Annotated in this window: 22 protein-coding genes; 9 read left to right on the top strand and 13 right to left on the bottom strand. The window is 31.8% G+C overall.

The annotated features are described in order from the left end of the window. Positions 1-10: 10 nt before the first annotated feature. The 5 genes from HY951_10345 to HY951_10325 form a co-directional block, all read right to left on the bottom strand. Entirely contained in the window at positions 11-544 is a 534-nt protein-coding gene (locus HY951_10345) for an NAD(P)H-dependent oxidoreductase subunit E (protein MBI5540447.1), read from the bottom strand. Between the two features lie 98 nt (positions 545-642). Further along, positions 643-1,884 (bottom strand): NADH-quinone oxidoreductase subunit D, encoded by a 1,242-nt coding sequence (locus HY951_10340; GenBank protein ID MBI5540446.1) that lies wholly within the window; start codon positions 1,882-1,884, stop codon positions 643-645. Between the two features lie 3 nt (positions 1,885-1,887). Continuing rightward, positions 1,888-2,400: an NADH-quinone oxidoreductase subunit C gene (locus HY951_10335; GenBank protein MBI5540445.1), complete on the bottom strand. Its 513-nt coding sequence runs from the start codon at positions 2,398-2,400 to the stop codon at positions 1,888-1,890. Positions 2,401-2,405: 5 nt separating this feature from the next. After that, positions 2,406-2,942, bottom strand: a complete 537-nt coding sequence (locus tag HY951_10330) for an NADH-quinone oxidoreductase subunit B (protein MBI5540444.1) — start codon at positions 2,940-2,942, stop codon at positions 2,406-2,408. Position 2,943: 1 nt separating this feature from the next. Next, complete coding sequence (locus HY951_10325) at positions 2,944-3,318, bottom strand: NADH-quinone oxidoreductase subunit A (protein MBI5540443.1); 375 nt, start codon at positions 3,316-3,318, stop codon at positions 2,944-2,946. Positions 3,319-3,574: 256 nt separating this feature from the next. Between HY951_10325 and HY951_10320 the strand changes: the two genes are divergently transcribed. Then, positions 3,575-3,979 carry a hypothetical protein gene (locus HY951_10320; protein ID MBI5540442.1) on the top strand — a complete coding sequence of 135 codons (405 nt, stop codon included), beginning with the start codon at positions 3,575-3,577 and terminating at the stop codon, positions 3,977-3,979. Positions 3,980-4,116: 137 nt separating this feature from the next. On the opposite strand, the gene lpdA is transcribed toward HY951_10320, so the two are convergent. The 8 genes from lpdA to HY951_10280 form a co-directional block, all read right to left on the bottom strand. After that, positions 4,117-5,505, bottom strand: a complete 1,389-nt coding sequence (gene lpdA, locus HY951_10315) for a dihydrolipoyl dehydrogenase (protein ID MBI5540441.1) — start codon at positions 5,503-5,505, stop codon at positions 4,117-4,119. Positions 5,506-5,583: 78 nt separating this feature from the next. Next, positions 5,584-6,840, bottom strand: coding sequence for a M56 family metallopeptidase (locus HY951_10310; GenBank protein MBI5540440.1), 1,257 nt, complete (start codon positions 6,838-6,840; stop codon positions 5,584-5,586). Between the two features lie 2 nt (positions 6,841-6,842). Next, positions 6,843-7,217, bottom strand: coding sequence for a BlaI/MecI/CopY family transcriptional regulator (locus HY951_10305; GenBank protein ID MBI5540439.1), 375 nt, complete (start codon positions 7,215-7,217; stop codon positions 6,843-6,845). A gap of 151 nt (positions 7,218-7,368) precedes the next feature. Continuing rightward, positions 7,369-9,570, bottom strand: coding sequence for a M28 family peptidase (locus HY951_10300; protein ID MBI5540438.1), 2,202 nt, complete (start codon positions 9,568-9,570; stop codon positions 7,369-7,371). Between the two features lie 4 nt (positions 9,571-9,574). Further along, a complete protein-coding gene (locus tag HY951_10295) occupies positions 9,575-10,705 on the bottom strand; it encodes a T9SS type A sorting domain-containing protein (GenBank protein MBI5540437.1) in 1,131 nt (376 codons plus the stop codon). Between the two features lie 153 nt (positions 10,706-10,858). Then, a complete protein-coding gene (locus HY951_10290; protein MBI5540436.1) occupies positions 10,859-12,043 on the bottom strand; it encodes a M28 family peptidase in 1,185 nt (394 codons plus the stop codon). A gap of 27 nt (positions 12,044-12,070) precedes the next feature. After that, complete coding sequence (locus HY951_10285; protein ID MBI5540435.1) at positions 12,071-13,357, bottom strand: phosphoglycerate kinase; 1,287 nt, start codon at positions 13,355-13,357, stop codon at positions 12,071-12,073. 137 nt (positions 13,358-13,494) lie between these two features. Then, a complete protein-coding gene (locus tag HY951_10280; GenBank protein MBI5540434.1) occupies positions 13,495-14,745 on the bottom strand; it encodes a phosphoglycerate kinase in 1,251 nt (416 codons plus the stop codon). Between the two features lie 95 nt (positions 14,746-14,840). On the opposite strand from HY951_10280, the gene HY951_10275 reads away from it, so the two are divergent. From HY951_10275 to HY951_10240, 8 genes are all read left to right on the top strand, one after another. Further along, complete coding sequence (locus HY951_10275) at positions 14,841-15,962, top strand: DNA polymerase III subunit delta (protein MBI5540433.1); 1,122 nt, start codon at positions 14,841-14,843, stop codon at positions 15,960-15,962. A 91-nt stretch (positions 15,963-16,053) separates the two neighbouring features. Continuing rightward, positions 16,054-17,247, top strand: a complete 1,194-nt coding sequence (locus HY951_10270) for a hypothetical protein (protein ID MBI5540432.1) — start codon at positions 16,054-16,056, stop codon at positions 17,245-17,247. Continuing rightward, positions 17,228-17,701, top strand: a complete 474-nt coding sequence (locus tag HY951_10265; GenBank protein ID MBI5540431.1) for a gliding motility lipoprotein GldH — start codon at positions 17,228-17,230, stop codon at positions 17,699-17,701. The genes HY951_10270 and HY951_10265 overlap by 20 nt, the downstream gene beginning before the upstream one ends. 11 nt (positions 17,702-17,712) lie before the next feature. Then, entirely contained in the window at positions 17,713-18,429 is a 717-nt protein-coding gene (trmB, locus tag HY951_10260) for a tRNA (guanosine(46)-N7)-methyltransferase TrmB (protein ID MBI5540430.1), read from the top strand. Next, positions 18,407-18,778, top strand: coding sequence for an MGMT family protein (locus HY951_10255; GenBank protein MBI5540429.1), 372 nt, complete (start codon positions 18,407-18,409; stop codon positions 18,776-18,778). Before trmB ends, HY951_10255 begins: the two co-directional genes overlap by 23 nt. A gap of 39 nt (positions 18,779-18,817) precedes the next feature. After that, positions 18,818-19,903: an Mrp/NBP35 family ATP-binding protein gene (locus tag HY951_10250; protein ID MBI5540428.1), complete on the top strand. Its 1,086-nt coding sequence runs from the start codon at positions 18,818-18,820 to the stop codon at positions 19,901-19,903. An 8-nt stretch (positions 19,904-19,911) separates the two neighbouring features. Further along, positions 19,912-20,148: a NifU family protein gene (locus tag HY951_10245; GenBank protein MBI5540427.1), complete on the top strand. Its 237-nt coding sequence runs from the start codon at positions 19,912-19,914 to the stop codon at positions 20,146-20,148. Positions 20,149-20,222: 74 nt separating this feature from the next. Next, the gene (locus HY951_10240; GenBank protein MBI5540426.1) at positions 20,223-21,179 is read left to right on the top strand and encodes a DUF3078 domain-containing protein; all 957 of its coding nucleotides are present in this window, start codon (positions 20,223-20,225) and stop codon (positions 21,177-21,179) included. Positions 21,180-21,415: the final 236 nt, after the last annotated feature.

The following is a 21,415-nucleotide window of genomic DNA, read 5'->3' as shown; positions in this document are numbered from 1 at the left end:
TTACAATTTGTTATATTTCGTAAGGGTTTTTATGACTTACTTTATTATTTTTATCAAAATCTATTATTAATTCATCTGCTTTTTCTTTTGTCATGTTTCCATGATAATCCCAACCCACCTGAATTACCGGTGCATTTCCACAATCGGCTAAACATTCTACAAGTTTTATTGTAAACTTGCCATCAGCAGTTGTTTCGCCTGCTTTTATTTTAAGTTTGCTTTCTAAATGTGAAATAATTTCTTCGGCACCACAAAGCCAACATGGTCCTGTTCTGCAAATCTCAATAACACAATTACCAACTGGTTTTGTATTATACATTGAATAAAATGTTGCTACTTCATATACTTCAATAGGAAGAATATTTAAAATTGAAGCAACATAGTCCATTACAGGAACTGAGAGCCATCCACCAAATTCTGCTTGTGCAATGTGTAATACAGGCAACAACGCTGACTTTTGTTTTCCTTCAGGGTAATGAGAAACAATCTTGCTTACAATTGCAAGGGTTTGTTCTGAGAATATTATTTTTTGTTCAACGTTCATTCTTATTTCAACATTTCACTTTTTTTGGCACACTGAGCGTAGTCGAAGTGTGTTCACCTTTCGACTACGCTCAAGGTGACTTTAATTAATTACTTTCATCATGCATCTAACTCTCCTGCAATAACATTCATACTGCTCATTGTTAATATTGCATCCGATAACATACTTCCTTTAATCATTTCAGGAAATGCCTGATAGTAAATAAAACAAGGTCTTCTGAAATGCAAACGATATGGTGTTCTTCCGCCATCACTTACAAGATAATATCCAAGTTCACCATTACCACCTTCAACACAATGATAAATTTCTCCTTTTGGAGCATCAATTTCACCCATCACAATTTTAAAATGGTAAATTAATGCTTCCATATTGTTATAGACTTTCTCCTTTTTAGGTAAAACTACGCTTGGATAATCCGCCTGAAATATTGTCTTATCATCCATTTTCTCAATTTTTTCTATTGCCTGTTGAATAATTCTAAGACTCTGCCACATCTCTTCACCACGAACTGTAAACCGATCGTATGTATCGCCTTGTGTTCCAACAGGAATATCAAAATCAAAATCTTCGTATGAACTGTATGGGTTCATTACTCTAACATCATAATCAACACCTGCAGCTCTAAGGTTTGGTCCGGCAAAGCCATAATTCAAAGCTTTATTTGCTTCAATTGGACCAACACCAATAGTTCTGTTCATGAAAATTCTATTTCGTAACAACAGACTTTCAAATTCTTTTAAAACAACTGGAAATTCTTTTAAAAACTTTTTAATTTTTACCCAGGCCAGATCACTGAAGTTTCTTTCGAAACCACCAACACGACCCATATTTGTTGTAAGGCGAGTACCACAAATCTCTTCGTATATTTCGTAAATCTCTTCGCGTTTTTCAAAAAGGTAAACAAAACCGGTTAAAGCTCCACTATCAACTCCTATAACCGAATTACAAATCAGGTGATCTGAGATTCTTGCAAGTTCCATAACAATAATCCGAAGATATTCTACTCGTTTGGGTAATTGAATATCTAAAAGTTTTTCAACTGTCATATGCCAACCCATATTATTTATGGGCGACGAGCAATAATTCATGCGATCGAGCAATGGTGTTATCTGATAAAATGGACGATGTTCTGCAATTTTTTCGAATGCACGATGAATATATCCTATAGTTTGTTCTGTATGGTCAATAAATTCACCATCCATTGTAAGAATATTCTGGAAAACCCCATGAGTGGCAGGATGCGTTGGACCAAGATTAAGAGTAATAAACTCTTTATGCTCCTCGTGCGCAATATCTGCGGGATCAATATATTTACTAATATCTTCTTCCAGATTTTCCATTAATTATCTTCCAAACATTTTATCGTTTTTATCTTCTCTTGTCTGATCTTCCAAAGGATAATCTTTTCTCATCGGGAAAAAATCAATATCCTCCATATTTAAAATACGTTTCAAATTTGGGTGACAGGAAAATTTTATCCCAAAAAAATCATAAGCTTCTCTTTCCATCCAGTTTGCAGCTTTAAAAATTCCTGTAGCTGAAGGAAATTCAGGGTTATTACCAGAGGTAAATGATTTTATTCTGATTCGTAAATTATTTTTAAAACTATGTAAGTGGTATACAACTCCAAATTGCTGATCTGAATCCGGAAAATGCATTCCACATAGAGTTGTTAAAAACTGGAATTGCAATTCTTTATCTTTATGTAAAAAGCGTAAAAGCTCAACAATTCTGTTTTTAGTAATAGTAAAAGTAGGAATATCCTTAATTATCTCAAATGATGAAACATCTGAGCCAAAATGCTCCTGCAATTTGTTTTTAAGAATTTCTACTATATTGTTATTAACAACAAACATAATTTTTAATCTATACCATAAGAATTTAAAAGTCTTTTGTATTCTTCGCTTTGTCGACGCCTCAAACTTTCACTACCAATTAAATCCTGAATTTTCATTATACCATCTATAATTTGTTCAGGTCTGGGCGGACAACCAGGCACATATACATCAACAGGAATAACTCTATCAATTCCCTGCATTACGCTATAAGTATCGAAAATTCCTCCACTTGAAGCACATGCACCAACTGCAATTACCCAACGTGGTTCAGCCATTTGAATATATACTTCTTTAAGAACCGGTCCCATTTTTTTTGCAACTGTTCCCATTACCATTAATAAATCGCTCTGACGTGGCGAAAAACTTAAACGCTCTGAACCAAATCTTGCTAAATCATAATGAGCACCCATAGTTGCCATAAACTCAATTCCACAGCATGAAGTGGCAAATGGTAAAGGCCATATCGAATTCTTTCTAGCTAAACCAACAGCTTTCTGTAACGTGGTTGCAAAATAACCATGTCCACTAACTCCATCCGGTGCTTCAGCGTAGTTTACCATTTTATTTTTCCCAATCAAATGCTCCTTTTAGCATTAAATATCCAAAACCTGAAAGCAATAAAGCAGAAAAAGAAACGATTCCAATAAATCCCTGAATTCCCAACTCTTTAAAATTTACTGCCCACGGGTATAAAAATATGACTTCAACATCAAATAAAACAAAAAGTATGGCAATTACAAAATATTTAACCGAAAACGGACTTCTTGCATTCCCCATTCCCTCTATTCCGCATTCAAAGTTTTCGAGTTTTTGCTTGGTTTTTCTTTTCGGACCAAGCATATGAGTTACAATCATTGTAGTTACAACAAAACCTAACACTACAAATGATTGAATCATTATAGGTAAATAATCAATCGGAGTATATATGTTTGCCAGACTCATGATTAATTTTATGTGTGCAAAAATAATCATTTTAATACAGAAAAATAAAGTTATTTGGAATTATTCTAATCTAGAATTAAAAATATTATTTAATCTCTGTATATCAGAGATTAATAACAAATATTGAAAAACTTAATATTTTAATAGCAATTTATTTTGATTTAATCAATGGTTTGGTTTTTGCTTGACTCTCAAACCAAATTTGTGTATTTTTGAAAATTCATGTAGGTTTGTTTAATAAATGATTTTTATGAAAAAGATAATATTTGCTTTACTAGTTTTAACAACTGCATATTTAAGTTCATGCCAGAAAGACGAGGATCCCACCAATAATCCATCTAGTATTGAAGGAACCTGGAAATGTGTCGAGAACAGTGCCACTTACGGAGCACAAAATTATTACGTAGATATTTCAAAAGATACAACATCATCAAATAAAATAATTATTGATAATTTTTTTGGTTTAGGTTTAGGTAAAACTGTACCCGCAAGCCAAAGTGGACAATCACTTACTATTTCGAATGCTGTTCAACAAGGGACTATTTTTAATGGAACCGGAACCATTGCTTCTAATAATAATTCCATATCATGGACATATACTGTAGATGAAGGTAATGGACCAGAGAATGTAACCGCTACTTACACTAAGATGTAATTTGATTTCTAAAATCCCAAAGTCATACTGAGGCACTCGAAGTATGACATTGTCACTCTTTGAGTACCTCAGAGTAACAACACTGCAAAATAATTTGGAGCAAGATTCTTTTAGTACACAAAAAAAGTATTAAAGTTTTATAGGTGTATAACTTCGCCGTATGCAGCAGCAGCAGCTTCCATTATTGCCTCACTCATTGTTGGATGCGGATGCACAGATTTAATTAATTCATGACCCGTTGTTTCTAAATTTCTTGCAACAACTAATTCAGCAATCATTTCTGTAACATTAAGTCCAATCATGTGAGCTCCTAAAAGTTCACCATATTTTGCATCAAAAATAAGTTTTATAAAGCCATCTTTATTTCCTGCTGAACTTGCTTTACCTGATGCTGAAAATGGAAATTTTCCAACTTTTATTTCATGACCTTTTTCTATTGCTTGTTTTTCAGTCATTCCAACTGATGCTACTTCAGGAGTTGTATAAACACATCCTGGAATATTATTATAATTAAGTGGATGAGGATTTTGACCGGCTATTTTCTCAACACAAATAATTCCTTCTGCAGAAGCCACATGGGCTAATGCCTGTCCATGAACTATATCTCCAATTGCAAAAACACCAGGAATATTTGTTCTATAAAAATCATCTACTTTTATTTTTCCTTTTTCCAATTCAATTCCTAATTCCTCGATTCCGATATTTTCTAAATTTGGAGTAATTCCAACTGCCGATAAAACTATTTCTGCTTCAATTGTCTGATTTCCTTTTTTAGTTTCGATATTAACTTTACAAATATCATTTTCGAAATCTACTCCTGTAACATTAGCCTCAAGTAAAATCTCAATTCCCACTTTTTTAAATGATCGTGCAAGTTGTTTGCTGACTTCCTCATCTTCCAAAGGAACAATATTTGGCATAAATTCAACTATTGTAACTTTTGTTCCCATTGCATTATAAAAATATGCAATTTCGCTGCCTATTGCTCCGGAACCCACAACTACCATTGATTTTGGCAATGTTGGTAAAGTTAGTGCCTGACGATATCCTATTATTTTAACTCCGTCCTGTTTTAAGCTTGGCAATTCACGCGAACGAGCTCCTGTAGCAATAATAATATTTGTTGCAGAAAATGTTTGAACATTTCCATCGGCTGCAGTAACCTGAACTTCTTTATTCCCGATTAATTTACCTGTACCTGCAATTACTTCAATTTTATTTTTCTTTAATAAAAACTGAACACCTTTACTCATTCCTTCGGCAACAGCACGACTACGAGCAATTACTTTTTCAAAATCAGGTCTGGCATCATTTACAATTATTCCATAATCTGCTGAATGTTTTGCATACTCTAAAACCTGAGCACTTTTTAATAATGATTTTGTAGGAATACATCCCCAATTAAGGCAAATTCCGCCCAGTTCTGAGCGTTCAATAACTGCTGTTTTTAATCCTAATTGTGATGCTCTGATTGCTGCTACGTAGCCACCAGGTCCAGATCCTAAAACTATTAAATCGAAATTCATAAAGGGTAGAATTATTTTTTGCTAAGGTAATATGTTTTAACGAAAAAATAATTCTGCCCGTTTACAATAATTTATCCGCTAATTAAGCTGAAAATTTATTGGAATTGTAAATTGAACATTAACAGCTACACCTCTGTTTTTACCAGGAGTCCAGTCTGGTAAAGATTTTATTACACGCATGGCTTCTTCATCGAGAAATTTATCTACACCTTTTGCAATTTTAACATCCTTTACACTACCATCCTTTGAAACAACAAATTGCACAAATACTTTTCCGGTAATACCGTTTTCTTTCGCTACCTGAGGATACTTAACATTAGTAGCAATAAAATTCATTAATTCATTAGTACCACCCGGAAATTCAGGAGCATTTTCAACTTCATTAAATACTGAATCTGTAGCATTTATTTCATTAGCTTCTGTTGATTGATCTGATGACAAAGCATCTTTTACAATGTTTTCAGGATTTTTCATTTCAGATTCACAGGAAAAAACTCCTATCAGAAGAAACAATACAGGTATAACCGACAATACTTTTAGTTTTGCCGCCCAATTTGACTTTGATTTGTTTAACATAAGCATTCTTTTTAAAGTTATTGATTGATTTAAGTTGTTGGCTAACCCAAGCTTAAAACCAACAGCATGTTCTAAAAGGAGCAGACGATATCCGGTTGTGTCGAAGCCCTGCTCAACAACTCCTTCATCAGCCAGATATTCATGGGTATTTTTTATTGCAGTTTTAATTTTCCAGACAAAAGGATTAAACCATAACAAAGCTGTGATTAACTCTATTAAAAGATTATCTACACTATGCATTTGCTTTACATGAACATTTTCATGAGTTAAAATTTTGGGCAAATCACTTGAGTCTATAAGCCTGTTTGGAATTATTATATAATTAAAGAATGAACAAGGTGGAATGTCTTTATTTGTTTTTATCAACTTATAATCTCCACCAGAAATAATTTCTGATTTATTTATAAAATTTGAAGCCAGTATTATTATTCTAAATAAATATCTGAATAGAAAAAATGATGTAATACCTATATATAAAAATAGAATTATTGAAAGCATGTTTAAACTATAATTCGAAACCAAAGATTGATTTGAAAAGACATTAACAGTATTTAAAGTTTCTGAAAAGGTTGATGGAAGTTTAATTGTTTGATTAGAAAAATGAAACAGTGGCAGAATAAAAGAACTTACAACCGTAAAAATTAAATAAAACCTATTTAGCTTAAAAAAAGTTTCGTTCTTTAAAAAAGCAAAATAAATAAAGTAAAATGCCGCAGTGCATGCAGTTACTTTAAGCAGATATAAAAAAATATCAGTCATATTTATTTCTTTTTAGAATTAATTTCTTTTTCAATAATCGCTTTAAGTTCTTCGAGTTCTTTTAACGACAGATTTTCGTTTTTAGAAAAATACGAAAACATAGATTGAAAGGAATTTTCAAAATAATTTCCTACAAATTTTTTCATTGTTTTTTGAGTATACTCTTCTTTGCTAACAACAGGAAAATATTCATATGTATTTCCATATGCTTTATATGAAACAAATCCCTTTTTCTCAAGAATTCTAATTATTGTTGAAACTGTATTATATGCAGGTTTTGGATCATCAAAAAGTTCGACTACATCTTTCACAAATCCCTTTTCTAATTTCCAGAGATTTTGCATTACCTGCTCTTCTGCTTTTGTAAGTTCTTTCATTATCAAATAATTTTTCAATACAAATATACAACTATAAACTTAGTTTGTCAACTAATATTATAGTTAATTGAAAAATAATTTGTATTTGGCTGATTATTAGGGATAATAATTTCACGTTGAAATATTACTCCATTTATATTTTAGTAATAAGCTATTTTAAAAGTACCATTTTAGTTGTTTCGGAATACTTAGTTGTTTTAAGCTTACAAAAATAAATACCATTATTTAATTTTTCACTATTAAAAGTATAAGTATATGCTCCAAAAGATTGTGGCTTATTTACTAATTCAGAGACTAATTTTCCGGTTATATCATAAATTGCAAGATTTACATTATCTGATTCAGATAAATAATATTTTATTGTAGTTGTTGAGCTAAAAGGATTAGGATAACAATTAAATAGCACATTGTTACCAATATTTGCATTTGTTTCGGGAACAGAAGAAGTTTCGTTAAAAACATTTTGCATAGTATAATTAATAAATGCTTTTGCATCATTAAAGTTCATATACCAAAGTGCAAAACTTAGTTCAATCAACTTATAATCATTTCCAATATATTCAATACCAATCGGCATCCCTTTCATACTGCCCTGCACACTAGATGAATCAAATTTAGTATCATACGAATAAATATAATTTGCATCATTCTGTTTATACAAAGCTTCTATTAATCGTAGATGGTGATTATTTAAAGTTGGAGTCTTTAAAGTATCAATCTGCATTGTAGGGTAGCCTGACGATAATGGGTTTGCTTTAAAAAAACAGGAATTATTATCGACATAAAAACTATCACATTTTAAAAAATCATAACAAATACTATTTGGATAAAACACATTAGAATTATTCCAGTCAGAAAGTTGATGAAAGCGATTTACTGTAATTAACAAATTACCACCTGACTTTAAATAATATTTTAGTACGTTTTGTAAATTAGGAGAATTTTGAGTAAACCAACCTCCATAAAAGATTACAGTACTATAATTACCTATATCTGATAATTTGAGTGCCCCGGAAGCTTCAATGTCATATTTATGAATAGTGTATGCACTAAATAACGAATCATAAAAACTATCTACAACAGAATCTATGGGATTTAAATATTCATTTTTAGAATCATCAACAATTAATATTCCTTGATTTAGTGGAAGTTTCATCACAGAATCATAATTAAATATTTCACCTTCAACTAAACCAGAATCAAGTGTAACTACTGAATAGTAAGATTGTATCAATGGAGTAGGTGATGGATCAATAAAAATTGTATCATTATTGTTAATAGGAGCACTATTCAATTTAGTAAAGCCAGAAGCAGGATTTAATGATTTATAGACATTATAACCAATAACATTAGTTTCTTTACTTTTATTCCATAAAACTTTAACATAGTTATTCTTTATAACAGCTTGCACATTTACAACTTCCGGATGCAATGATTGCTGCAATAACATTCCACATGCAACTTTTGTAATTTCAGCACAATATAACACATTGCAATTTCCAACAGTATCGGCATTTGAATGATAAAAATTACTGAATTCAAGTTCCTCTAAAAAAATTGTTGGAAAGTGATAACTAAAAAAACTATAACTATCAGATTGATTACTATTATACATTACTTCATGTATTTGTAGTAGCGTGTAATTTAATATAATATATTTTGCAAGTGATGAAACCCAGGCAGAATTATCATATTTTTGTAAATGAATTGTCCACGGAGCAGGTGTTTGAGCATTTGAAATCATATCACAATTTATCAACATACGCAAATCCTGATTGGTTTTACGCGCTTTTAATGCGTAAAATTCACTTCCACGAAGCCCACCTTCTTCTAGTGCAAAAGTAATAAATCGAATACTTGACACAGAATGAAAATTTGTCTTTTTCAGAATACGAGCTATTTCTAAAGTAGCTGCCGTACCACTTGCATTATCATCTGCACCAGGTGCCAAAAGTAATGGAGTTGAATTCGAACTACAATCATGATGTGCACCAACAGCATAAAAAATCTCCGGATTTGTTGTTCCTTCTAAAGTAGCTACTACATTATATTGCATTGTAGTACCTAAAGAATTAGTCACTTCAAAAGAATCAATATATGCATTATTATAACCATATGACTGAAATTTACTTCTAATCCATACTGCAACTGCTTTTCTATTATTAGCCAAATAATATCGAGTTCCCATATTTTCTAATGCCAGCATGGTGCTTCTTATGCTATCGGCATTTATTTCGGAAAGACAATTGCTTATTATTGTTTCTGTATGCATAGTTTTATTATTAATATCACTAGCACTAATTTTTATTAAAAACAAATTAAATATAACAAATATTAGAATTATATTTTTCATAATGTTACTTGTATTCTTTCATAAACTTTTCAGTCCCTAAAATATTCCCATTTTTATCAGTAAGCTTAATAAAATAAATTCCTGAATTTAAATTCTGAATATTTAATTCAATTGACTGCTTATTTGGTGAAATTATTTGTTTAATGTTTTCATTTCCTAATTTATCATTAATTTGAATATTAACCTCCTCTGAATAGTTACCAATACTTATATTAATATTATTATTTGCAGGATTTGGATAAAATTTAATATTATATTCAAAATCTTCGGAATAATTTGAACTAACATTATTAAATGTAATTTGAACTGTATCTGAATCAAAACAACCAAAATTATTTACTTGCCATACAAAAATATATGTTCCAGCAGTATACACTTCTACATTTGACATTGGCGAATGCACATCAAAAACATAAGAATAAATGCTATTTATGCAATTCCATTGTCCAACACCAATCGAATCCCAAACACCGCTAAAAGCAGTTGTTAAGCCAAGTATAGATGTGTCTGGACCCGCATTAGCGATTGGATATTCAATAAAATTCACGTGAACTGCATCAGATGTGTCTCTACATAATCCGTTAACAGTAACCCAATAATAATTATGATCACCATAATTATTTGTATTTACAGTAGCAATTGGCGATGGGGTTAAAGGATTCGGTGTAAATGCTGTTAAACTATCGCCATCAATCCAATAACCATAACCATATGCAGGATACTGTGCACTTAACAATGTATAAACAGTACCACATACCATGGAATCTGCCGGATCAACTAAAGAAATTGCTGGCTGAATAGAAGCAAAATATATTTTAACAGTGTCATATAAATAGATAGAACCATTAAATTCAGACCATACCATATTTACAGTGTCATTCATTCCAGAGTATCTAATCCAAGTACATGGCAAATACTGGTTTGAAGGAGTGTATGTTCCATTTAAGGCATCATAATAAGCAATTCCACTACCAGGTGCATGCCATTGCCCATTTGTAAAGCCTGTACAAGGTGTTGCACAAACATATGCAAATTTACCACATACACTAAAATCTATACCTGCATTTGGACATTGTGCTTTTGAATTTAAGCAACCAAGAATTATAAGCATAAAGCTAAAAATTGCTATTTTCATAATATTTGGATTTTAGTAAACATTAATCATCTCACTTTTTCATCAAATATATTTCTAGAATACACAAAATACAATAACGAGTTTCCTAACAACGTATATGGGTTTCCCAAATAAACGTTTTAGGATTTTAACTGTAAAAAAAAGTTAAAATAATTAATTGGTTGCTTTTACCAAAGTTCCTGATTTAAGAATATCTCCATTGGTATCAATTACTCTGTAATGATATATTCCATTTTTAAAATCTGAAAAACTAATACTGTTCTGATATTGGTTTGGCAAAGCCATTTTCAATACCAACTTGCCTTGAATATCAAATATCTCAATTTTGGAAATTTGAACACAAGAATTAATATTAAGCTGGTTTTGAACAGGTGTGGGGAATACATTTATAATCACATTTGTTTCCTGTTCGCTAATTACATTAGAATTTTCATAAGCTCGCGCTAAATAAAGAGTTGCGCCTGTTGCTGCTTGAGCTATTTCATACACATAAGAAGTATCCAGGTGTGACAGGTCATCATTTGAGCTATGAACAACAGGAGACTGATTATTCTCAAAATAACCTGTAATTATATATTCCTGATTTTGAAATGGCACATAATCGCTCCCGTATGCATTAGTGTTGTTTGTTCCCAGATTTGAATAAAGACTGGTTAAAGTCATTAAAGTGTCAGTAAATGCAGCTGAAGTAACATTATTCACTAAAGGACTTGATTGATCGCTCTCGCATTTAATAATATCATTTACCTGCCCTGCTACTCCACCAACCTCGTCGATATTAAAAACAAGTCGAATATCTAAGTTCTGAGGAATAACAATATTGTTTAAATAATTTAAACTTCCGGTATATCCGGTTTCTTCGGCAGTAAAGTTTATAAATTTTATAGAATATTCTGTATTTACATTTTTAAGTAACCTTGCAATTTCTAAAATTACACTAACTCCACTCCCATTATCATTAACACCGGGACTTCCTCCACTCCATCCGGATTTTGAGTCATAATGACCACATACAATTAAATATGTATTAGGATAAAGTGTTCCCGTTTTAGTTACAATAACATTATACAACACATCTCCGTTATCTGTAAACGTATCAATCTGAATATTTGAATAACCAAAAGAAGTATATTTATTTACCAACCAGTTTTTAGCATTAACAAGTGCATTAGTTCCAGGACTTTTAACTCCTAATAATTCCACTTTTTTCAGATAATTTAATACTGAATCATATTTTACATCATTAACAACAGACTGATAAAATGCTGAATGATTCTGAGAAAAACTACTCTGAATTAAAAAGATAAAACAAATAACAAATGCTACTAAAATTCTCATGACATAAAACTACTTAATAAAAACCAGCTATTTCATTAATGCTTTTACCGGTGCGATTCCTTCATAAGTGCCTTCTTGTATTGCCTTTAAAACTGCTCCACCACCTGTAAAAATATAATACCTTGGACTATCAAGAGCAACAATATACAAACCTGGAAGTAATCGTTTTAATTCCTGCATTGTATCTCCTCCACCGTAAAGTTTAACAGACTCAGGACTTTTATCAATAAGTTCGTCAAGCGCTATTGTGCCTTCATTAAAATGAGGAGTAAATCCCATAACAGCGTTTACAAAAATTGTTTTTGCACTATGGAAAATCTCAATAACATTTTCTTCATGAAATGATTCTGCTGCAACATCTAGCACATAATTTAAACTTGTGCCCGAAGCTATTTTTCTTATATCGTGTACACGGTTTTTGCCTTCAATTTTACCATCCATTGTGTCAGATTCAACAATATATGGAAGCTCAATAAGCTTACCTGGAAACTGCTGTGCATATTCAACAAATTTTTTGGCATGCTCCATATCATCAGGTTCTATACCTCTTATCTGCAAATTATATTTTGCACATAAATATGCATTGTAAATTACACCTCCGAGAACAAGGTAATCAGCTTTTTTTAACAATGCATACAAAGGTTCAATTTTAGTGTCAAATTTTGAACCTGCAACAACTGCCACAAATGGTTGTTCTGGATTAAAAATGCGTTCAAGATTTATTAATTCTTTCTGCATTAAAAAACCAGCATATGATGGCAAATATTTATTTACTCTTACCGTAGAAGCATGAGGTTGCCATGAACCAAAAGCATCATTAACAAAAATATCAGCTAAGCCTGCTAACTGATTTGCGAAACGTTCTGCTTCGTCACCTTTTGATTCTTCACCTTGAAACCAACGAGTATTAGGGAGGTAAATACAATCTGTTTTCCCTTCTTTTAAATCGCGGATTAAATGATTAACAGAAGTTTCGACTCCCAAATAGCCATCTTTTTCATGTGCATGAAATTCGGGAACACTTACATTTATATGAAATTTTGTCTGAAGATAATTAACAATAGGCTCAACAGAAGTATTATCATGAATTTCTATCTCACCGGTTTTTTTATTTTTTGGACGACCAACATGTGTCATAAGTATTATTTTGCCACCTTTTGCATTTATATAATATAGAGTTCCAAAAGTTGCATCAATACGATAAGGATCATAAATAACTCCCTTTTTTACGACGTTATGGTCAACACGAACCAATACAATTTTTCCACGTAAATCAGCTTCCTGCAAGCCACGAATATTTAAATTTTGTATCATAAAATTATAATTATAACAATTACTCAAATATATGAACTAAAATTCACATAAATTATAATGAAAAACATCTGTTAAAAAAAAGAAGAACCTATTATAAATAGATTCTTCCTTATTTTATTATCAAAAAATAATATTTATTATTTTTTCTTATGCGATTTAGAAGCGCTTGCTTTCGCTTTTACAGGTAAGGCATCAGTTTGTGGCCCACGAATTGCTTCAATGCCAGGCAAATCTTTACCTTCAAGGTATTCTAACATAGCACCACCACCGGTTGAAACATAACTCATCTGATCGGTTAGATTAAACTGATTAAGAACAGCAACAGTATCTCCACCTCCAATTAATGAGAATGAGCCACTGATTGTTGCACTGGCAACAGCAATTGCAATAGATTTAGTTCCCTGTCTGAAATTTTCCATTTCAAAAACTCCCATTGGTCCATTCCATAAAATAGTTTGAGAGTGGTTAATAATTTCAGCAAAACGACGACATGATTTTGGTCCGATATCTAAACCCATCCATCCGTTTGGAATATGATCAGACGAAACAGTTTTAAATTGTGCTTCGTTTGAAAAGCCATTTGAAATAACAGCATCAGTTGGTAAATATAAATTTACTCCTTTTAACATTACTTCCTGTACAATACTTTTTGCTAAATCAATTCTATCGCGTTCAATTATTGAATCTCCAACTTTTCCACCCAATGCCTCCATAAATGTAAAAGACATTCCACCACCAATAATTAAATTGTCAACTTTGTTTATAATATTCTTAATAATACCAATTTTAGTGGAAACTTTACCACCACCAATAATTGCTGTAAATGAAGGCTGGGCATCAAATAACACTCTGTCAAGATTTTTTATTTCGCCTTCAAGTAAAAGACCAAAGTAGCTTCTGCCTTTAAAATATTTTGCAATAGTGCAAACCGATGCATGGCTTCTGTGTGATGTTGCAAATGCATCATTAATATAAACATCCCCTAATGATGCAATATCTTTAGCAAATTTTTCGTCACCACTTTCTTCCTGAGGATAAAAACGAAGATTTTCCATCATCGCAACTTCACCCGGTTTCATTTTACCACATACATTAAATGTATTTGGTCCAAAAAGATCACGTGTAAAAATAACATTACGCCCAAGAAGTTTTGATAAAACAGGAACTATTGGAGTTAAAGAATAATCTGCTTCATATCCGTTTGGTCGACCAAGGTGAGTCATTAAAATAACCGTACCGCCATCATTTAAAACTTTATTTATTGTAGGAATTGACTCTCTAATTCGAGTATCGTCCATTACCTGCCTGTTGTGGTTCAGAGGAACGTTAAAGTCAACCCTGATAAGGGCTTTTTTACCTTTAAAATTTATGTCGTTGATTGAAAACATGAATAAAAAGTTTTAGTTATTTAATGGCTCCTAAATTATGAATTATTTTTTAATTACTTTTGAATGCATAAAAAAATAATTATTTCAATTGTTAAATGAAGTTTTCAGAGATAGTTGGACAAAAAAATGTAAAGCGTTCGCTCGTTTTTGCTAAAAAAGAAAACCGAATTCCTCATGCATTGTTATTAAGCGGACCCGAAGGATGTGGAAAACTTGGACTGGCAGTAGCCTTTTCTCAATATATTAACTGTGAAGATCCTCAGGAGGACGATAGTTGTGGAACCTGCATTTCATGTTTAAAATATAAAAAACTCATTCACCCTGATTTGCACTTTGTTTTTCCTTTAATGAAGGCAGGTGAACAAAGTCTGGTATGTAATGAATTTCTCGCAGAATGGCGTGAAATGCTTTTAGCCGACATTTATTTTACTCCACTGCAATGGTATGCACATATTGGCAGAGAAAATAAGCAAGGAGTTATTTATGCAGAAGAAGCTGCTGAAATTATAAAAAAACTAAATTTAAAAACTTTTGAAGCCGAATATAAGTGTATGATAATTTGGCTTCCAGAGAAAATGAATATTGCAGCAGCAAATAAACTTCTTAAAATTCTTGAGGAACCACCTGATAAAACTGTATTTATTTTAGTTTCTGAAGAAACCGAACAACTTTTGCCGACTTTATTATCAAGATGTCAAATAGTTAAAATTCCACCTATTAAAGATTCCGATTTATATGAAGCATTGCAAAAACAGTCAGACCTAACTGAGCATGATATTAAAAATGCAGTTCTTCTTGCAGAAGGGAATATGATAAAAGCTTCTATAATGCTCGAAAATACTGGTAATAATCAGCAATTTTTAGAGAATTTCATACTTTTAATGCGCGCTTCTTTTACTTTTACAATTGTTGATATTATTAAGCAGGTAGATGAAATTGCTTCCTATTCAAAAGAAAAACAGAAAGATTTTTTAATTTTCATGCTTAAAACTATAAGAGATAATTTTTTAATTACCGAAGGTGCCGGAACAAAAGTTATTCAACGACCTGAAGAAGCAGAATTCAGTACAAAATTTCATCGTTTTATTAATCAAAGAAATGTTTTTAAAATAGTTGACGAAGTAGAAAAAGCTCATTTTCACATAGAAAGAAACGGAAGTGCTAAAATTGTTTTATTAGATATGATGCTTTCTATTGCACGTGTTATTAAATCGTAATTTCTGACTATTTTTGCATTCTAAATAAATTAAAGGAATTAATAAAATTTAGAATAACTCCTTTAAGTTTTTTCAATCAATAGGTCTGATAATGAATAATATAAATTGCATAACAAGAGGATGCCAAATAGAAAGTTCTGAAGGAAACGTTACTCAATGCCACGCTTCAAGCTCATGTAATAAACTTGATGTATTTAACTGGTTAGAAGATGTACCTTCATCAGCAACAGTTACAGATATTGCTGAAATAAGATTTAAAAACAGCAGAAAGTATTTTTACAGAAATGTAAATGATCTACCACTAAAAAAGGGTGATGTTGTTGCTGTAGAAAGTAATCCCGGACATGATATTGGTATTGTGTCATTAATAGGAGATCTCGTTTCTGAGCAAATGCGAAAATATAATGTTTCGCCTGACAATCCAGACATTAAAAAAATCTATAGAAAAGCTAAAGGGTCTGATATTGAAAAATGGGCAGAAGCTATTTCACTTGAAGAAAAAACTATGATCAGGGCAAGAAAAATGGCAGTAAGCCTGAATCTTAACATGAAAATAGGTGACGTTGAATATCAGGGCGATAAAACTAAAGCTATTTTTTATTATATAGCAGACGAGCGAGTAGATTTCAGAGAGTTAATCAAAGTTCTTGGAGCCGAATTCAAAGTCAGAATTGAAATGAAACAAATCGGAGCTCGCCAGGAAGCTGGAAGAATAGGCGGTATTGGTGCTTGTGGTCGTGAACTTTGTTGTGCTACCTGGATGTCAAACTTTAACTCTGTTTCTACAAATTCAGCTAGAATTCAGGATATCTCATTAAACCCGCAAAAGCTTGCCGGACAATGTAGCAAGTTAAAATGTTGCTTAAACTACGAACTAGATGTTTACGTTGATGCACGAAAAGGATTTCCTGAAAAATATGAACAAATTGAAACTACAGAAGGAACACTTTATATTCAGAAAACCGATATCTTCCGCAAATTGTTATGGTATTCAAAAGAAAAAGACAATCTTAACGATTTAATAGCTGTTTCTGTTGAAAGATTACTTGAAATTCAGGCACAAAACAAACAAGGGATTAAAGCTGAAGTTACTAATGAAGTCGAGAAAAAAATTAAAAATGACGAAAACCTTGACTTTACAAATGTTGTGGGACAAGAAAGCTTAACCCGTTTTGACAAGAAAAAGAACAATAACAATAAACACAGAAACAATAAAAATAATTTTAACCGTCGGAATCAGGGCAACCGAAATAAACCTCAAGGTAATGTTAACAAAGGCATTTAAAACATTTTGTTTTTGCTTGCTTTTATCTGTTGTAATTTCATGCGACAGTAAAAGATATTTTGAAGAAAACAAAGAAATACCTGGAACAGTATGGAACAGAAATAATATAATTTCGTTTACAGTTCCTGTAACAGATACACATTCAATAAATAATGTATATGTTAACATCCGACACAATGGACTTTACGAAAAAAGTAATATGTATCTTTTTATAAATATTATTGCTCCAAACGGTAATAAATTAAGAGATACAGTAAACTGCCTTTTAGCAGATGATAAGGGGAAATGGCTAGGTAGTGGATTAGGCGACATTTATAGTAATCAGCTTTTATATAAAAAGGATATTACTTTTCCAACTTCAGGAAACTATACTTTTGAGATTGAACAGGCAATGCGAATGGATAATCTTAAAAATGTTGAAGACATTGGCATTAGAATAGAAAAAGTAAAATAATTTTTGGCATTGTGGGAAAAAATAAACTAGCACGTTTTGCCGAGATGGAAACTTTGCCAAACGTTGTGCAGGTACCATTTAATCAGGCTTTAAACACAACTTTTAAGTTTAAAGGAATCTGGAAACAAGAATTTTTTAAGAATCAAAACCCTCTTGTTTTAGAGCTTGGTTGCGGAAAAGGAGAATATACAGTTGGACTCGCAAAACGATTTCCCGAAAAAAATTTTTTAGGTGTAGATATAAAAGGATCGCGAATGTGGGTTGGTGCAAAACAATCATTTAACGAAAACATTTCTAATGCTGCATTTTTAAGAACCAGAATAGAATTAATCGACTCCTTTTTTGACAATTCAGAAGTTGATGAGATTTGGATTACATTCCCCGATCCTCAATTAAAAAATAAAAGAACAAAGAAAAGACTTACTTCATCACCATTCTTAACAAAGTACAGAACTTTTTTAAAAAATGATGGAATAGTACATTTAAAAACTGATAGTTTTCCACTTTTTAGTTATACAAGAAAATTACTAAATTATAACAACTTGCCTATATTAACTGAAACTGATAATTTATATTCTACAAATTTTGCCGACGATATAAGAAGTATTCGCACCCATTACGAAACCTTATTTATGGAAAAAGGTGAAAATATTACATATTTAAAATTCAGGATTCACTCCAAAAACTCTTTAACTGAACCACCAGATGAAGAAGAAACTCAGCAATAAGATTCAGGATCCATTATTAGATAACAAGTCAGGGTTTTTCGAAAAAGTATATGAAGTTGCCCGACAAGTTCCATACGGTAGAGTTACATCTTACGGTGCAATTGCAAAATTTCTAGGCTCTGCAAAATCGGCAAGAATGGTTGGCTGGGCAATGAACCAAACACATGGATTAAAAAATGTTCCTGCCCATAGAGTAGTAAATCGAATAGGATTATTAACCGGTAAACATCATTTTTCATCAGAAAACGAAATGGAAATTTTACTAAAAAATGAAGGGATAGAAATCATTAACGATAAAATAACCAACTTTAATAAACATTTTTGGGATCCTTGTAAAGAATTAATCTAAATAAATTATTTTTTTGTAATTTTGCGAAAAATATTTGTGATGGATAAAGATAAAATCATTGAAGTACTAAAAACAATTAACCACCCTGAAGAAAAGACTGATATTGTTTCATCAGGAATATTGGTAAATATTTCAGGTGATGAAAAGAAAGTAAAAATCATTTTACAATTCAAGAAACCCGTTGATGCTTTAGCTAATTCTGTAAAAAGAGCTTGCATCCAGGCTTTAAATCAAAAATTTGGAAACGAACTTGAATTTGAGATTGAAAATATTTTTCCTCAGAGAAAAATAGAAGAAAGAATCCCTTTTAAAGATGTAAAAAAAATTATTGCTGTTGCATCTGGTAAAGGTGGAGTAGGAAAATCAACAGTAGCAGCAAATTTAGCTGTAGCTCTTGCAAATAAAGGTTTAAAGGTTGGTCTATTTGATGCCGACATTTATGGTCCATCGGTTCCAAAAATGTTTGGGGTAGAAGATGAAAAACCTCCAATGAAAAAAATAGATGGTCGTGAATATATATCTACAGTAGAAAAATTTGGGGTAAAATTATTATCGGTAGGTTTTTTTGTAAGTCGCGAACAAGCATTAATCTGGCGCGGAGCAATGGCTACCAGCGCAATTAAACAACTAATGGAAGAAGGCGACTGGGGCGAACTTGATGTTGTTGTTCTTGATATGCCTCCTGGCACAAGTGATATTCATTTAACATTAGTTCAGTCAGTAGCTGTTACTGGTGTTGTTATTGTTACCACACCTCAGGAAGTTGCTTTAGCTGATGCACTTAAAGGCGTTAATATGTTTAGAAATAAAGACATTAATGTTCCGGTTCTTGGCTTAGTTGAGAATATGGCTTGGTTTACACCGGAAGAACTTCCGGAAAATAAATATTATTTATTTGGAAATGGCGGAGGTAAAAGATTAGCCGAAGAATTAGAAGTTCCTTTATTAGGACAAATTCCTATAGTACAGAGCATCTGTGAAGCTGGTGATGCAGGAACTCCAGTAGCATTAAACAACAATAGAGCAGATGGGAAGGCTTTTGCAAACCTAGCTGAAAAAGTATTAATTGCACTTGAAGAAAGAAATCAAAAAGAAAAAACAAAAAAAGTAGAAATCACTAAATAAAAATAATCATGGAAAAACAAGAAATTTTAGACAAAGTAAACGGAGCAATAGATTCTATTCGTCCATATTTACAAGATGACGGTGGAGATATCGAATTAGTTGAGGTAACAGACGATTTGGTTGTAAAAGTTCATTTACAAGGTGCATGTGGTTCATGTCCTCATAGCTTAATGACTTTAAAAAATGGTGTTGAGATGGCAATTCGTCGTGAAATTCCTGAAATAAAAGAAGTTGTAGGAGTATAATTTTTATTATATATTTTAAACCCTTGCAATCCGTAAGGGTTTTTATTTTTTATAAAATTTAAAAACTTAACAAAATGAATAAATATCTTCTATTTGTTGCAATAATGTTCACTAAAATAGCATTTGCACAAGTTGTCGATCCCGAAAAACAATTAAGAACAAAAGATAGTGATACTTTAAACGGGTGGAAAACCAGTAGTGTAATAGGTGTAAATTTCTCTCAATCATCTTTCACAAATTGGGCTGCCGGCGGTCAAAATAGTATTGCTATAAATAGCTTGTTCAGCCTTTCTGCAAAATATAAAAGTGAACACTCATCATGGGATAACTTTCTGGACTTAGGATATGGAATGCAAAAACAAGGTGCAGATGGAAAGATTATTAAGACAGATGATAAGCTTGATTTCACTTCAAAATATGGTAGAGATGCTTTTAAAAACTGGTTTTATGCGGCTCTTATAAATTTCAAATCCCAAATGACGCCTGGTTATAAATACCCTAATGATTCTGTCACAATATCTGATTTTCTTGCACCTGCCTACTTAACAACTGCATTAGGTATGGACTTTAAAAAAGGTGAAAATCTATCAGTTTTCATTGCTCCTGTTACTGGAAGAATAACTATTGTAAACAGCACTTTGCTGGCAGATGCCGGCTCATATGGTGTTGAAGCTGCAACATATGACACTACAGGAAAATTAATTTCTCACGGTAAAAAAATGAGATCTGAGTTTGGAGGATACATGAGAGTATTCTGGAAAACTGATGTTGTGAAAAATGTTACTTTCCAGTCAAAAATAGATTTCTTTTCAAATTATATTAAACATCCAGAAAATATTGACATAAACTGGGAAGCATTGGTTTCAATGAAAGTAAATAAATACATTGCTGCCACTATCTCAACAAACTTAATTTATGATGATGATGTTATAAATGCTGTTGACAAAAACAACGATGGTATAATTGAAGAAAACGGTCCACGCATACAATTTAAAGAAGTTTTAGCTATTGGATTTACCTTTAAATTTTAAAATATTTTAACAATATATAAAAGACTTCGGTATTCTAATATAAAAAAGACCAGAAAATAAATTTTCTGGTCTTTTTTATATTTAATTGTACCTTGTTATTTTTATCTTATAACCGTTACCGTTCCGGTCTTCTCGTGCAGTATGCGTTTAAAATCTCTGAATGTACACAGCCATGAGTAATTTCCGGTTGGAGCCTTATCACCACCTTTTACAGTACCCTTCCAACCTTCATGCAT

The sequence above is a fragment of the Bacteroidia bacterium genome (assembly GCA_016218155.1).
In the GTDB taxonomy this organism is placed as follows: Bacteria; Bacteroidota; Bacteroidia; order Bacteroidales; family GWA2-32-17; genus GWA2-32-17.
The sequence above is the reverse complement of the archived record's forward strand: the minus strand, read 5'-3'. Positions and strand labels throughout refer to the sequence as shown.

Bases quoted from the DNA above. Each gene is read 5' to 3' on its own strand.
- HY951_10345 (MBI5540447.1), bottom strand. From the start codon at position 544: ATGAACGTTGAACAAAAAATAATATTCTCAGAACAAACCCTTGCAATT.
- HY951_10340 (MBI5540446.1), bottom strand. From the start codon at position 1,884: ATGGAAAATCTGGAAGAAGATATTAGTAAATATATTGATCCCGCAGAT.
- HY951_10335 (MBI5540445.1), bottom strand. From the start codon at position 2,400: ATGTTTGTTGTTAATAACAATATAGTAGAAATTCTTAAAAACAAATTG.
- HY951_10330 (MBI5540444.1), bottom strand. From the start codon at position 2,942: ATGGTAAACTACGCTGAAGCACCGGATGGAGTTAGTGGACATGGTTAT.
- HY951_10320 (MBI5540442.1), top strand. From the start codon at position 3,575: ATGAAAAAGATAATATTTGCTTTACTAGTTTTAACAACTGCATATTTA.
- lpdA (MBI5540441.1), bottom strand. From the start codon at position 5,505: ATGAATTTCGATTTAATAGTTTTAGGATCTGGACCTGGTGGCTACGTA.
- HY951_10310 (MBI5540440.1), bottom strand. From the start codon at position 6,840: ATGACTGATATTTTTTTATATCTGCTTAAAGTAACTGCATGCACTGCG.
- HY951_10305 (MBI5540439.1), bottom strand. From the start codon at position 7,217: ATGAAAGAACTTACAAAAGCAGAAGAGCAGGTAATGCAAAATCTCTGG.
- HY951_10300 (MBI5540438.1), bottom strand. From the start codon at position 9,570: ATGAAAAATATAATTCTAATATTTGTTATATTTAATTTGTTTTTAATA.
- HY951_10295 (MBI5540437.1), bottom strand. From the start codon at position 10,705: ATGAAAATAGCAATTTTTAGCTTTATGCTTATAATTCTTGGTTGCTTA.
- HY951_10290 (MBI5540436.1), bottom strand. From the start codon at position 12,043: ATGAGAATTTTAGTAGCATTTGTTATTTGTTTTATCTTTTTAATTCAG.
- HY951_10285 (MBI5540435.1), bottom strand. From the start codon at position 13,357: ATGATACAAAATTTAAATATTCGTGGCTTGCAGGAAGCTGATTTACGT.
- HY951_10280 (MBI5540434.1), bottom strand. From the start codon at position 14,745: ATGTTTTCAATCAACGACATAAATTTTAAAGGTAAAAAAGCCCTTATC.
- HY951_10275 (MBI5540433.1), top strand. From the start codon at position 14,841: ATGAAGTTTTCAGAGATAGTTGGACAAAAAAATGTAAAGCGTTCGCTC.
- HY951_10270 (MBI5540432.1), top strand. From the start codon at position 16,054: ATGAATAATATAAATTGCATAACAAGAGGATGCCAAATAGAAAGTTCT.
- HY951_10265 (MBI5540431.1), top strand. From the start codon at position 17,228: ATGTTAACAAAGGCATTTAAAACATTTTGTTTTTGCTTGCTTTTATCT.
- HY951_10255 (MBI5540429.1), top strand. From the start codon at position 18,407: ATGAAGAAGAAACTCAGCAATAAGATTCAGGATCCATTATTAGATAAC.
- HY951_10250 (MBI5540428.1), top strand. From the start codon at position 18,818: ATGGATAAAGATAAAATCATTGAAGTACTAAAAACAATTAACCACCCT.
- HY951_10245 (MBI5540427.1), top strand. From the start codon at position 19,912: ATGGAAAAACAAGAAATTTTAGACAAAGTAAACGGAGCAATAGATTCT.
- HY951_10240 (MBI5540426.1), top strand. From the start codon at position 20,223: ATGAATAAATATCTTCTATTTGTTGCAATAATGTTCACTAAAATAGCA.